Origin of the sequence: Acidovorax sp. CF316, from assembly GCF_000276605.1 — a bacterium.
In the GTDB taxonomy this organism is placed as follows: Bacteria; Pseudomonadota; Gammaproteobacteria; order Burkholderiales; family Burkholderiaceae_C; genus Acidovorax.
In genome coordinates this window covers 23,314-36,998 of the sequence record NZ_AKJX01000011.1, presented here as the reverse complement: position 1 = coordinate 36,998, position 13,685 = coordinate 23,314, and the positions used below count along the sequence as shown (strand labels likewise).

The window sequence follows — 13,685 nt, the reverse complement described above, 5'->3', positions numbered from 1 at the left end:
TTGCGGGTGCCGGCGGGCAGGGTCTCGCAGCGCACGGACACGTTGGTGATGTTGGCTTCGTTCACGACTTGCGTTGGCTGCGCCACGTTGCAGCGCTGGCCTTCGGGGTGCGAGGCCACGGTGACGACAGCAATGCCGGACCTCTCGAAGCGGCGCCCCATCACGAAGCTGCCGTTGGCGGCGACGGTCAAATCGTCTGCCCCCTGAACCTGCAGTACCAGGTTGCGCCCCTCGCCCAGGCCCGCGACGGTACCTCCCACGGTGTAGCCGGTGACGGGCACCACCACCGGCGGCGGGGTCACCGACTCGGCATCGTCACCACCGCCACCGCATGCCACCAACAGCAACAGCGGCAGTGCCGCCAGCGCCAGGCGGGGTGCGCGGCCACTGCGGGGGTGCTGTTGACGCTGGCGCGGGGCGCGCGAAGGGCTGGACATTGGGGGGGCGGCGGTGGTCGTCACTGGCATGGTCGAAACCCTCTCGGTTCAAATGATAAAAAAGACAGCCCGCCTTGTGCAGCGCGCGCAGCGGTGCGGTGCTGTGCGCACGTAAGGGGGTAAACCAATCTTTGTCGAACAGCGGTGATCCGTCTGTGTCGGGTGTCACAAAGGTAGCGCGCGCACCCATTTGGGTGCGATTGGGCGATGGGTGGGGCAGGCCCGCGCGGCGGCCGTGGTGTGTACGATCTTCGGGCGACTTTTTATTCGGGGCAGCACCCTGCGGTGCCCAGCGGCGGTGGATAGCACAGGTGAACGTCCGCTGCTGGCCGAAAGCGGAAGTCTAGCCCACAGCCCAAATTGCTCCTCCGCGATGGGTTGGCCTGCCCTCTGCTCAGCTGTGGCCACGGTGTCGAGCTCGGTGTTCACGGTGCCGAACCGGATGTCCAGGAGGGCCGTAATACGCAGCTGCCTTCGGGCCTGTTCATCGCAGGCCGAGGAACTGAGTACTTCCATGACTGAAGAAGCGCTGTGGCACTTAGGCCTGATACCTTTGTCGAATTGCGGCTGCTTTCACCCAATGCGAGCGGACAAGCGTACTGTTGTGGCGTGGAGTACGGATAAATCAGCCCAATAAAAAAGCCCGCCGAAGCGGGCTTTCCTGTCTGTGCCAAGAAGACCGAAGCCTTCAAAGCGCAGCGCCAAGTGCTCAATCAACGCTTGTTCAGCGGCGGCACGTCGCGGCGCACGGAGCCCGTGAACAGCTGGCGTGGGCGGCCGATCTTGTACTCGGGGTCGCCGATCATTTCGTTCAGCTGTGCGATCCAGCCGACGGTGCGGGCCAGGCTGAAGATGCCGGTGAACAGGTTCACAGGGATGCCGATGGCGCGTTGCACGATGCCGGAGTAGAAGTCCACGTTCGGGTAGAGCTTGCGCTGCACGAAGTAGTCGTCCTCCAGGGCAATCTTTTCCAGTTCCTTGGCCAGCTTGAACAGGGGGTCGTTTTCCAGGCCCAGTTCGGCCAGCACTTCGTTGCAGGTTTCCTGCATGAGCTTGGCGCGGGGGTCGTAGTTCTTGTACACGCGGTGGCCAAAGCCCATGAGCTTGACGCCGGAGTTCTTGTCCTTGACCTGCTTGATGAACTCGCCGATCTTTTCCACGCCGCCTTGGGCCTGGATGTCATACAGCATGTTCAGCGCTGCTTCGTTGGCGCCGCCGTGGGCAGGGCCCCACAGGCAGGCCACGCCGGCGGCGATGGCTGCGAACGGGTTGGTGCCCGACGAGCCGCACAGGCGCACGGTGGAGGTCGATGCGTTCTGCTCGTGGTCTGCGTGCAGGATGAAGATGCGGTCCAGCGCGCGTTCCAGCACGGGGTTGACCTTGTACTCTTCGCAGGGCGTGCCGAACATCATGCGCAGGAAGTTGCCTGCGTAGCTCAGGTTGTTCTGCGGGTACATGTAGGGCTGGCCCACGCCGTACTTGTACGCCATGGCCACCAGGGTGGGCATCTTGGCGATCAGGCGGATGGCGGCGATCTCACGGTGCTGCGGGTTGTTGATGTCCGTGCTGTCGTGGTAGAAGGCCGACAGGGCGCCCACCAGGCCGGTCAGCACGGCCATGGGGTGCGCGTCACGGCGGAAGCCACGCAGGAAGAACTGCATCTGCTCGTTGACCATGGTGTGGTTGGTCACGCGGCTGGTGAAGTCGGTCTTCTGGGCTTCGTTGGGCAGGTCACCGTACAGCAGCAGGTGGCAGGTTTCCAGGAAGTCGCAGTTCTGGGCCAACTGCTCAATGGGGTAGCCGCGGTACAGCAGTTCGCCCTTGTCGCCATCGATATAGGTGATGGCCGACTGGGTCGCTGCCGTCGACAGGAAGCCCGGGTCATAGGTGAACATGCCCGTTTGCGCGTACAGCTTGCGGATGTCGATGACATCCGGGCCAATGCTGCCCTGGTAGACCGGCAGGTCCACGCTGGGGCTGCCGTTACTGAACGACAGGGTGGCTTTGTTGTCAGCTAGCTTCATTGTTACTTTCCTTGGGTAGGTTTGCCGGAATTCCGGTGGTAAGGGGCCCTGTCTCCAGGTCAGGCCCGGGGCCGCGCTGCGCCACCACTGAGCCGCAGCATGCCGAGTACTTCACGCACTTCTTCTGTATCGAGCGGACCTTCGGGCTCACGGCGGGCGAGCACCAAGTCCAAAAGGTCGTTGTCTGCCAGGTCCATCAACTGGGTCATGCCGTAGGCCTGGCGCCAGTTGATGGTGGCCCCGTGCAGCGCAAAGAAGTTCTCGATGTAGAGATCGTTCTCCAGCAGGCCGCGGCGCGAGCGCCAGTGCAGTTTGGCGCGCTCGCGGTCGTCCAGCAGGTCGGTAGGGGCCGGCGTCTGGGCGACGGGGGTCAGGGTCTCGGACATGGCAGTACGGGTCTCAAGAGGGTCAGACAGTGCGGCGCACCATCAGTTCCTTGATCTTGCCGATGGCCATCGTGGGGTTCAGGCCCTTGGGGCACACGTCCACGCAGTTCATGATGGTGTGGCAGCGGAACAGGCGGTACGGGTCTTCCAGGTTATCCAGGCGCGCACCCGTGGCTTCGTCGCGGCTGTCGGCGATGAAGCGGTAGGCCTGCAGCAGGCCGGCGGGGCCCACGAACTTGTCGGGGTTCCACCAGAAGCTGGGGCAGCTCGTGGAGCAGCTCGCGCACAGGATGCACTCGTACAGGCCGTTGAGCTCTTCGCGCTCTTCGGGGCTCTGCAGGCGTTCCTTCTCGGGGGCCAGGTCCTCGGTGATGAGGTAGGGCTTGATCGAGTTGTACTGCTTGAAGAACTGCGTCATGTCCACGATCAGGTCGCGGATCACCGGCAGGCCGGGCAGGGGCTTCAGAACAATGGTGCCCTTGAGGGTGTTCATGTTCGTCAGGCAGGCCAAGCCGTTCTTGCCGTTGATGTTCATCGCGTCCGAGCCGCACACGCCTTCGCGGCACGAACGGCGGAACGACAGGCTCGGGTCCTGCTCCTTGAGCTTGACCAGGGCGTCCAGCAGCATGCGCTCGTGGCCGTCGAGTTCGATCTCGATGGTCTGCATGTAGGGCTTGGCGTCCTTGTCCGGGTCGTAGCGGTAGATTTGAAAGGTGCGCTTCATGTTGTTCTTTCGTGAGGCTGCTGGTTCATCAGAACGTACGGACCTTGGGAGGCACGCTGTCCACCGTCAGGGGCTTGAGGTTCACAGGCTTGTAGGTCAGGCTGTTGTTCGCGCTGTGCCACAGGGTGTGCTTCATCCACTCCTTGTCGTTGCGGCCCAGCGGGAACTCAGCGTGGTCGGCAGGGTGCTCGTAGTCGTACACCGTGTGCGCGCCACGGCATTCGCGGCGGGCCGCGGCCGAGGTCATCGTGGCCTGGGCCACTTCGATCAGGTTGTCGACTTCCAGGGCTTCCATGCGGGCCGTGTTCCAGACCTTGGACTTGTCCTTCAGGGTCACGCCGCCCACGCGTTCGCGGATGGCGTTGATCTTGACCGTGCCTTCGTCCATGCTGGCCTGCGTGCGGAACACGCCGGCGTGCTGCTGCATGCTCGAGCGGATGTCGTTGGCCACGTCCTGGGCGTAGATGCCTTCGGTCGAGTCCTGTAGCTGGTTCAGGCGCGCCAGGGTGCGCTCTGCACCGTCGGCAGGCACTGCCAGGTTGTCGCCAAAGCCCTTCACGTAGCTCACGATGTGCTTGCCGGCCGACTTGCCGAAGACCAGCAGGTCCAGCAGCGAGTTGGTACCCAGGCGGTTGGCGCCGTGCACCGACACGCACGAGCATTCGCCCACGGCGTAGAGGCCGTTGACCACGTGGTTCTGCTGACCATCGTGCACCACGACCTGGCCATTGATGTTGGTGGGGATGCCACCCATCTGGTAGTGGATGGTGGGCACCACAGGGATCGGTTCCTTGGTGATGTCCACGTTGGCGAAGTTGTGGCCGATCTCTTCCACCGATGGCAGGCGCTTGCGGATGGTGTCCGCGCCCAGGTGATCGAGCTTCATCAGGATGTAGTCCTTGTTCGGACCACAGCCACGGCCTTCCTTGATTTCCTGGTCCATCGAGCGCGACACGAAGTCACGCGGTGCCAGGTCCTTCAGGGTGGGCGCATAGCGCTCCATGAAGCGCTCGCCATTGCTGTTGAGCAAAATGGCGCCTTCGCCGCGGCAGCCTTCGGTCAGCAGCACGCCCGCGCCGGCAACGCCGGTGGGGTGGAACTGCCAGAACTCCATGTCCTGCAGCGGGATGCCGGCACGTGCCGCCATGCCCAGGCCGTCGCCGGTGTTGATGAAGGCGTTGGTCGATGCCGCGAAGATGCGGCCCGCGCCGCCGGTGGCCAGCAGCACGGCCTTGGCGTGCAGCTCGTACAGGTCGCCGGTTTCCAGCTCGAGCGCGGTCACGCCGACCACGTCGCCCTGGGTGTTGCGGATCAGGTCCAGCGCCATCCACTCCACGAAGAAGTTGGTCTTGGACTTCACGTTCTGCTGGTACAGCGTGTGCAGCATGGCGTGGCCGGTGCGGTCGGCTGCGGCGCAGGCGCGCTGCACGGGCTTTTCACCGTAGTTGGCGGTGTGGCCGCCGAAGGGGCGCTGGTAGATGGTGCCGTCGGGGTTGCGGTCGAACGGCATGCCGAAGTGTTCGAGCTCGATCACCACGTTCGGTGCTTCGCGGCACATGAACTCGATGGCGTCCTGGTCGCCCAGCCAGTCCGAGCCCTTGATGGTGTCGTAGAAGTGGTAGTGCCAGTTGTCCTCGCTCATGTTGCCCAGCGATGCGGACACGCCGCCCTGCGCTGCCACCGTGTGCGAGCGGGTGGGGAAGACCTTGGACAGGCAGGCCACGTTCAGGCCTGCGCGGGACAGTTCCAGCGAGGCGCGCATGCCGGAGCCGCCGGCGCCGACGATGACAACGTCGAACTTGCGCTTGGTGATGTTAGCTTTGGAGTAGCTCATTGTTGTTTGCCTTCAGTCGCGGGGGGGATCAATCAGAGACGCCACAGAACCTGGATGCCCCAGCCGGCGCAGCCGACGAGCCAGACGATGGTGAAAACCTGCAGCACCAGGCGCAGGCCCACGGGCTTGATGTAGTCCATCAGGACTTCGCGCACGCCCACCCAGGCGTGCCAGGCCAGCGAAATGATCACGGTGAAGGTCAGCACCTTCATCCACTGGGCCGAGAAGATGCCGGCCCACTTGTCGTAGCCCATGGGGCCCTTGTTGAAGATCACCTGGACCAGCAGGGCCAGCGTGAACAGCGCCATCAGGATGGCGGTGACGCGCTGGCTGAGCCAGTCGCGCAGGCCATAGTGGGCGCCGACGACGACGCGCTTGGAACCGTAATTGACGGACATGGATGTTTTCCTTTTGTCTTGTTCTGCGTGGAGCACTTGGGGCAGCGGCCGCTGCCATTTTTTTATGGGGTTTGTCGAGCGGTCAGTACAGGCCGAACAGCTTGGCACCCAGCACCAGGGTCAGGGGGATGCTGATGGCGAGCACGGCCAGGGCCGAAGTCTTGCCGAACTGCTTGTTCACGGCGCTGTGGCTCACATCCATCCACAGGTGGCGCAGGCCGGCCGTGAAGTGGTGCAGGTACGACCAGATCAGGGCCAGGGCCGCGAGCTTGACGAACCAGCCGGGCACGAAGCCGATGCCGATGTTGAACGCAGCGGTGAAGCGGGCGAACGAGATTTCGGACGACACCGAGGTGTCGAACATCCAGATGATGAAAGGCAGCAACAGGAACATGATCAGCCCGCTGCCGCGGTGCAGGATCGAAACCCACGCTGCAGGAGTCATGCGGTAGGTGGTCAGGTCCTTGAAGGCATTGATGTTGCGGAATTCAGGCCGTTTTTTGGCGAGTTCGGTCATGTTTTGTGCTTTCGTGGATGTAACTGCTTTGTAATTTGGACATGCAAAGAACGCAAAATTCTATTGCAACGCAACACACGCGGTTTCAAGTCGCCCCTAATGCCGACATTTCCGCTCAGTTGCCAGGGTAGTGTCAGCTCAGTTCATTACGGTAGTGGTGGGTGTCCGTGAGGTACAGCCCGCGCCGTAACTCCATCGGAACGTCGTTGTAGGTATACGCAATGCGCTCCACGCTGAGCAGCGGCGTGCCCGGTGCCACCTTCAGCACCGCAGCCTGTTCGGTATCAGGCAACACGGCTCGTATTTTCTCCTCGGCGCGCACCATGCGCACGCCGAAATCGATTTCGAACATCGCGTAGGTCGGGCCCTGGTAGCTGGCCAGCTGGTCTGCCGTCAGCCCTTTGAAAGCCTGGCCCGGCAGCCAGATGTCCTCGAGGATGGTGGGCACGCCCGCAAACGACAGCACGCGCCGCGCCTGCACCACCGGGTCGGCGCTGCGCAGCGCCAGCGCGCGCGCCACGTCGGCGCTGGCGCGCACGCGCTTGCAGTCGATCACCTGGCGCTGGGCGCGGCCCTCCACGCGGGCGTCGCCGGTGTCGGGCATGAGCTTCAGGAAGCGGTACTGCACATGCTGCTCGGCATGCGTGGCCACAAAGGTGCCCTTGCCCTGGCGGCGCATCACCAGGTTCTCGGCCGCCAGCTCGTCGATGGCCTTGCGCACCGTGCCCTGGCTCACCCGAAAGCGCGCGGCCAGCTCCATCTCGCTGGGAATGGCCTCGCCCGGCTTCCACTCGCCCTGCTGCAGGCTTTGCAGGATCAGGCCCTTGATCTGCTGGTACAGCGGGCTGAAAGCCGGCGTGGCAGACCCCGCGCTGGCCGCGGGCTGTGCAGGGGTGTCGGCGTTGAGCGGTAGCGAGGACATGGCAGTCGAGAATGGGGCTGTTTCTGGGGGAGTGTGGTGCGCTGCGAACGGGCAGGCGCACACCTTCCCCAGTTTGCTTTTTCAGGGTCCCGATCATATCTTATATAAGACATAAGACAAATTGACCGGGGTATTGAATCGGCGGTACACTCCAAGGCTGTTTTGCGGGGCACGGGCTGCTGGTAACAGGCGCTGGTGCTTGCGTTGCACACACCCCCTGATTTCCTCACTTCCCTGGAGTTCTCACCATGAGCAAGAAGCCCGTTCGCGTTGCCGTCACCGGCGCCGCTGGTCAAATCGGTTACGCACTGCTGTTCCGCATCGCCTCCGGCGAAATGCTGGGCAAGGACCAGCCGGTCATTCTGCAACTGCTCGAAGTTCCTGTCGAAGGCCCCCAGAAGGCGCTCAAGGGCGTGATGATGGAGCTGGACGATTGCGCATTCCCCCTGCTGGTCGGCATGGAAGCCCACAGCGACCCGATGACCGCCTTCAAGGACGCCGACTACGCGCTGCTGGTCGGTTCGCGCCCACGTGGCCCAGGCATGGAACGCGCCGAGCTGCTGGCCGTCAACGGCGCCATCTTCACGGCACAGGGCAAGGCCCTGAACGCCGTGGCTTCGCGCAACGTGAAGGTGCTGGTCGTCGGCAACCCTGCCAACACCAACGCCTACATCGCCATGAAGTCGGCACCTGACCTGCCACGCAAGAACTTCACCGCCATGCTGCGCCTGGACCACAACCGCGCTGCCAGCCAGATCGCTGCCAAGACCGGCAAGGCCGTGGCCGACATCGAGAAGCTGACCGTCTGGGGCAACCACTCGCCCACGATGTACGCCGACTACCGTTTCGCCACCATCAACGGCGAAAGCGTCGCCAAGATGATCAACGACCAGGAATGGAACGCCAACACCTTCCTGCCCACCGTGGGCAAGCGTGGCGCCGCCATCATCGAAGCACGCGGCCTGTCGTCTGCTGCTTCGGCTGCCAACGCCGCCATCGACCACATGCGCGACTGGGCCCTGGGCACCAACGGCAAGTGGGTCACCATGGGCATCCCATCGGACGGCCAGTACGGCATCCCCAAGGACACCATGTTTGGCTTCCCCGTCACCTGCGAAAACGGCGAGTACAAGCTGGTCGAAGGCCTGGAGATCGACGCCTTCTCGCAAGAGCGCATCGACAAGACCCTGGCCGAGCTGCAAGGCGAGCAAGACGGCGTCAAGCACCTGCTGTAATCGGTAGCCAAAAGTCCTTCATGGCCGACTGGAACCCCGCGCTCTACCGCCGCTTCGAGGATGAGCGCACGCGCCCGGCCGATGAGTTGTTGGCGCGTGTACCCCTGACCAGTGCCACCCATGTGGTGGACCTGGGCTGCGGGCCGGGCAATTCCACCGAGCTGCTGGTGCGGCGCTTTCCACAGGCGCAGGTCACCGGCATCGACACCTCGGCGGCCATGCTGGCCAGCGCGCGCGAGCGCCTGCCCGGCACGGCCTTCGAACAAGGCGACATCGCCACCTGGGTGCCCACCGTGGCCCCCGACCTGATTTACGCCAACGCTGCCCTGCAATGGGTGGCGTGGCACGAAACCCTGGTTCCCCGGTTGTTCAGCCTGCTCGCCCCCGGCGGTGTGCTGGCCATCCAGATGCCCGACAACCGGCAGGAACCCTCGCACCGCCTGATGCGCGCCGTGGCCGGCGAAGCACCGTGGCGCGAGCCCATCGGCGACGCCGATGCCGTGCGCACCGAGCTGGCCACCATCGGCGGCTATTACGACATGCTGGCCAGGGAGGCTGCCCAGGTGGACGTGTGGCACACCGTCTACCAGCACGTCATGCCCACGGCCGGCTCCATCGTCGACTGGCTGCGCAGCACCGGCCTGCGCCCCTTCCTCGATCCGCTGAACGAAGAGCTGCGCGCCAGCTTCCTGGCCGAGTACGAGCGCCGCATCGCCGAGGTCTATCCCGAGCGCAGCGATGGCAACCGCCTGCTGGCCTTTCCGCGCATGTTCATCGTTGCGCAGCGCCGTCCATCATGAGCACCGTGTCCGCACCCGCACACCCTGCCAGCGTATTGTTGGGCGCCCAGGCAGCCGCTGTGCGCCTGCCCGTCTGCGACCACTACAGCGGCGTGGAAGCGCGCATGAAAAAGAGCCTGCAGCTGCAGGCCGAGATGAGCGCCGAGTTCGGCCACTGCATGTTCGACGTCACGCTCGACTGCGAGGACGGCGCCCCCGTGGGCCAGGAGCGCGAGCACGCCGCCCTGGTCGCATCGCTGGCGCTTAACGCTGCCGATGGCGCGCGCGTGGCTGCCCGCGTGCACACCGTGGACCACGCCGCCTTTGCCAACGACATCGCCACCATTGCGGGCGAGGCCGGCCACCGCCTGTCGCACATCATGGTGCCCAAGGTCGAGTCGGTCGACGACGTGCTGCACGCCGAGAAGGCGCTGCTGGCCGCATCGGCCGGCCACCTGCCGCTGCACGTGCTGATCGAGTCGCCCGCCGCCGTGCACCGCGCCTTCGAGATCGCCGCGCACCCGCGTGTGCAGAGCATCAGCTTCGGGCTCATGGATTTTGTCTCCGCGCATGGCGGGGCCATCCCCGCGTCGGCCATGGGCTCGCGCGGCCAGTTCGAGCACCCGCTGGTGGTGCGCGCCAAGCTCGAGATCGCTGCCGCCTGTCACGCGCACGGCAAGGTGCCATCGCACTGCGTGGTCACCGAGTTTTCCGACACCGCTGCCATGCAGGCCGCCGCCACCCGCGCCTCGCAGGAGCTTGGCTACACCCGCATGTGGAGCATCCACCCCGGCCAGATCCGCCCCATCCTGCAGGCCTTCGCGCCGCAGCAGGACGAGATCGACGTGGCCGCCCGCATCACTGTTTCCGCGGCGCAGGCCGACTGGGCGCCCATCAGCCACGATGGCACCCTGCACGACCGCGCCAGCTACCGCTACTACTGGCAGGTGCTCGAACGCGCCCACCAGACCGGGCGTGCACTGCCGCCCGAAGTGGCCCACTGGTTTGCTTCCCCCGCTCCCCACCACGCTTGAAACCTTAAGCAGGACTCTCCCCATGAAATCACTGATTCTCACGTCCGCCCTGATGCTGGTGGCCCCTGGCCTTGCCCTGGCGCAGTCCGCTGCAGAGCCCGCCAAGAAGAGCGCGCCCGCTGCCAAGAAAGAAGCCGCTCCCAAGAAGGACACTGCTGCAGCCAAGCCGGCCGCCAAGCCCGCGGCCAAGACCGCCGAGGCCAAGGAAAAGACTCCGCCCAAGAAGACCGCCAAGGCAGAGCCCACCAGCAGCCGCCAGCAGTTGAACACGGCGGCCAACCAGGTGGCGTCCGGCCTCATTGCGGCCGATGCCGCGCTGAGCCCCGAAGAACAGGCCATCGCCCAGAAGGTGCACACCGGCCGCATTGCCTGCGAGCTGGGCGCCTTCGTCAACGTGACGGCCGATCCCGCCATCCCCGGGCGCTTTCACATCGAGGGCAAGGGCTTCAAGTACCACATGACCCCCGTGGTCACCAGCACCGGCGCCGTGCGCCTGGAAGACCAGAAGGGCGGCGCCGTGTGGCTGCAGATCGCCAACAAGTCCATGCTCATGAACCAGAAGCTCGGCCAGCGCCTGGCCGACGAGTGCATGAGCGCCGAGCAGACCCTGGTGGCCGAGGCCGCCAAGAAGGCGCCGCCCCAGAGCGTGTTCGACCCCGCGCCTGCCGCCACGGCCACTGCCACCACCACCAAATAACCAGAACCCGACGAGACACGGTACCCCCGCGCCGCACGGCCTGTGCAGCCCCGGCGCAACCACCCCACTTTAGAACGCAACCGGAGAAAAATGATGTTGAAAGCCTACCGTGACCATGTGGCCGAGCGCGCCGCGCTGGGCATCCCACCGCTGCCCCTGACGGCCAAGCAGACCGGCGAGCTGATCGAACTGCTCAAGAACCCGCCCGCTGGTGAAGAGGCCACGCTGGTGGACCTGATCACGCACCGCGTGCCTGCCGGTGTGGACGACGCCGCCAAGGTCAAGGCCAGCTACCTGGCCGCCGTGGCCCACGGTACCGAAGTCTGCACGCTGATCGGCCGCGAGCGCGCCACGCAGCTCCTGGGCACCATGCTGGGCGGCTACAACCTCACCCCCCTGATCGACCTGCTGGACGACGCGGCCGTGGCCTCCGTCGCCGCCGAAGCGCTCAAGAAGACGCTCTTGATGTTCGACCAGTTCCATGACGTCAAGGAAAAGGCCGACAAGGGCAACACCTTCGCCAAGTCCGTGCTGCAAAGCTGGGCCGACGCCGAGTGGTTCACCAGCCGCCCCGAAGTGCCCCAGAGCATCAAGCTCACCGTGCTCAAGGTCACCGGCGAAACCAACACCGACGACCTGTCGCCCGCGCCCGACGCCTGGAGCCGCCCCGACATCCCGCTGCATGCCCTGGCCATGCTCAAGAACAAGCGCGACGGCATCACGCCCGAAGAAGACGGCAAGCGCGGCCCCATCAAGTTCATCGAAGACCTGCGCGCCCGTGGCAACCTGGTGGCCTATGTGGGCGACGTGGTCGGCACCGGCTCCAGCCGCAAGTCGGCCACCAACAGCGTGCTGTGGTTCACGGGCGAAGACATCCCGTTCGTGCCCAACAAGCGCTTCGGCGGCGTGTGCCTGGGCAGCAAGATCGCTCCCATCTTCTACAACACCATGGAAGATGCCGGCGCTCTGCCCATCGAGCTCGATGTGAGCCAGATGAACATGGGCGACGAGATCGAGCTGCTGCCCTACGCCGGCAAGGCACTGAAGGACGGCCAGGTCATCGCCGAGTTCACCGTCAAGAGCGAAGTGCTGTTCGACGAAGTGCGCGCCGGTGGCCGCATTCCGCTGATCATCGGCCGTGGCCTCACGGCCAAGGCCCGCGAGGCCCTGGGCCTGGCGCCTTCCACCCTGTTCCGCCTGCCCCAGGTGCCTGCCGCTACCGGCAAGGGCTTCACCCTGGCGCAGAAGATGGTCGGCCGCGCCTGCGGCCTGCCCGAAGGCATGGGCGTGGTGCCCGGCACGTACTGCGAGCCACGCATGACCTCGGTCGGCTCGCAGGACACCACCGGCCCCATGACCCGCGACGAACTGAAGGACCTGGCTTGCCTGGGCTTCAGCTCCGACCTGGTGATGCAGTCCTTCTGCCACACGGCCGCTTACCCCAAGCCCGTGGACGTGAAGATGCACCACGAGCTGCCCGACTTCATCAGCACGCGCGGCGGCATCTCGCTCAAGCCCGGCGACGGCATCATCCACAGCTGGCTCAACCGCATGCTGCTGCCCGACACCGTGGGCACCGGCGGCGACTCGCACACCCGTTTCCCCATCGGCATCAGCTTCCCCGCCGGCTCCGGCCTGGTGGCGTTCGCTGCCGCCACGGGCGTGATGCCCCTCGATATGCCTGAATCGGTGCTGGTGCGCTTCAAGGGCAAGATGCAGCCCGGCGTCACGCTGCGCGACCTGGTGCACGCGATCCCGCTGTACGCCATCAAGGCCGGCCACCTCACCGTGGCCAAGCAGGGCAAGAAGAACATCTTCTCGGGCCGCATCCTGGAAATCGAAGGCCTGCCGGACATGAAGGTCGAGCAGGCGTTCGAGCTGTCCGACGCATCGGCCGAGCGCTCTGCCGCCGGCTGCACGGTGCGCCTGAACAAGGAACCCGTGATCGAGTACATCAACTCGAACATCGTGCTGCTCAAGAACATGATCGCCCAGGGCTACGCCGATCCACGCACCATCGGCCGCCGCATCAAGGCCATGGAAGCCTGGCTGGCCAATCCCCAGCTGCTGGCCCCCGATGAGAACGCCGACTACGCCGAAATCATCGAGATCGACCTGGCCGAGATCACCGAACCCATCGTCTGCTGCCCCAACGACCCCGATGACGCCAAGACGCTGTCGGACGTGGCCGGCGCCGCGATCGACGAAGTGTTCATCGGCTCGTGCATGACCAACATCGGCCACTTCCGCGCAGCCTCCAAGCTGCTCGAAGGCAAGAAGGACATTCCCGTCAAGCTGTGGATGGCCCCGCCCACGAAGATGGACGCGCACCAGCTCACCGAAGAAGGCCACTACGGCGTGTTCGGCGCGGCCGGTGCCCGCATGGAAATGCCCGGCTGCTCGCTGTGCATGGGCAACCAGGCCCAGGTGAAGGAGGGCGCCACCGTGATGTCCACCAGCACCCGCAACTTCCCCAACCGCCTGGGCAAGAACACCAACGTCTACCTGGGCTCGGCCGAACTCTCGGCCATCTGTTCCAAGCTGGGCCGCATTCCTTCCAAGGAAGAGTACCTGGCCGACATCGGTGTCATCAACCAGAACGGCGACAAGATCTACCAATACCTGAACTTCGACAAGATCGCCGAGTTCAAGGACGTGGCAGACGGCGTGGCCGCCTGATAGGCACCCCCAGGGACCG

The 13,685-nt window shown here is 64.9% G+C and carries 12 protein-coding genes and 1 pseudogene; 5 read left to right on the top strand and 8 right to left on the bottom strand.

Features of this window, described 5'->3' with window-relative positions:
• The 8 genes and pseudogenes from PMI14_RS01410 to PMI14_RS01375 form a co-directional block, all read right to left on the bottom strand.
• Window positions 1-467: pseudogene (locus PMI14_RS01410) on the bottom strand (hypothetical protein); the annotation flags it as partial.
• Between the two features lie 683 nt (window positions 468-1,150).
• Window positions 1,151-2,461, bottom strand: a complete 1,311-nt coding sequence (locus PMI14_RS01405) for a citrate synthase (protein ID WP_007848482.1) — start codon at window positions 2,459-2,461, stop codon at window positions 1,151-1,153.
• 59 nt (window positions 2,462-2,520) lie between these two features.
• Complete coding sequence (locus tag PMI14_RS01400; RefSeq protein ID WP_007848479.1) at window positions 2,521-2,847, bottom strand: succinate dehydrogenase assembly factor 2; 327 nt, start codon at window positions 2,845-2,847, stop codon at window positions 2,521-2,523.
• Between the two features lie 22 nt (window positions 2,848-2,869).
• Entirely contained in the window at window positions 2,870-3,571 is a 702-nt protein-coding gene (locus PMI14_RS01395) for a succinate dehydrogenase iron-sulfur subunit (RefSeq protein WP_007848477.1), read from the bottom strand.
• A gap of 28 nt (window positions 3,572-3,599) precedes the next feature.
• A complete protein-coding gene (gene sdhA, locus PMI14_RS01390; RefSeq protein ID WP_007848474.1) occupies window positions 3,600-5,405 on the bottom strand; it encodes a succinate dehydrogenase flavoprotein subunit in 1,806 nt (601 codons plus the stop codon).
• A gap of 32 nt (window positions 5,406-5,437) precedes the next feature.
• On the bottom strand, window positions 5,438-5,803 hold the full coding sequence (sdhD, locus tag PMI14_RS01385; RefSeq protein WP_007848471.1) for a succinate dehydrogenase, hydrophobic membrane anchor protein: 366 nt from the start codon (window positions 5,801-5,803) through the stop codon (window positions 5,438-5,440).
• 82 nt (window positions 5,804-5,885) lie between these two features.
• Window positions 5,886-6,320, bottom strand: coding sequence for a succinate dehydrogenase, cytochrome b556 subunit (gene sdhC, locus PMI14_RS01380; RefSeq protein ID WP_007848467.1), 435 nt, complete (start codon window positions 6,318-6,320; stop codon window positions 5,886-5,888).
• Window positions 6,321-6,453: 133 nt separating this feature from the next.
• Window positions 6,454-7,242 carry a GntR family transcriptional regulator gene (locus PMI14_RS01375; protein ID WP_007848465.1) on the bottom strand — a complete coding sequence of 263 codons (789 nt, stop codon included), beginning with the start codon at window positions 7,240-7,242 and terminating at the stop codon, window positions 6,454-6,456.
• Window positions 7,243-7,490: 248 nt separating this feature from the next.
• On the opposite strand from PMI14_RS01375, the gene PMI14_RS01370 reads away from it, so the two are divergent.
• From PMI14_RS01370 to acnB, 5 genes are all read left to right on the top strand, one after another.
• Complete coding sequence (locus PMI14_RS01370; RefSeq protein WP_007848463.1) at window positions 7,491-8,477, top strand: malate dehydrogenase; 987 nt, start codon at window positions 7,491-7,493, stop codon at window positions 8,475-8,477.
• A 20-nt stretch (window positions 8,478-8,497) separates the two neighbouring features.
• Window positions 8,498-9,277, top strand: coding sequence for a trans-aconitate 2-methyltransferase (gene tam, locus PMI14_RS01365; protein WP_007848461.1), 780 nt, complete (start codon window positions 8,498-8,500; stop codon window positions 9,275-9,277).
• Window positions 9,274-10,290: a CoA ester lyase gene (locus PMI14_RS01360; protein ID WP_007848458.1), complete on the top strand. Its 1,017-nt coding sequence runs from the start codon at window positions 9,274-9,276 to the stop codon at window positions 10,288-10,290. The genes tam and PMI14_RS01360 overlap by 4 nt, the downstream gene beginning before the upstream one ends.
• Window positions 10,291-10,312: 22 nt before the next feature.
• The gene (locus PMI14_RS01355; RefSeq protein ID WP_007848457.1) at window positions 10,313-10,987 is read left to right on the top strand and encodes a hypothetical protein; all 675 of its coding nucleotides are present in this window, start codon (window positions 10,313-10,315) and stop codon (window positions 10,985-10,987) included.
• Window positions 10,988-11,080: 93 nt separating this feature from the next.
• On the top strand, window positions 11,081-13,666 hold the full coding sequence (gene acnB, locus PMI14_RS01350) for a bifunctional aconitate hydratase 2/2-methylisocitrate dehydratase (RefSeq protein ID WP_007848455.1): 2,586 nt from the start codon (window positions 11,081-11,083) through the stop codon (window positions 13,664-13,666).
• Window positions 13,667-13,685 lie beyond the last annotated feature (19 nt).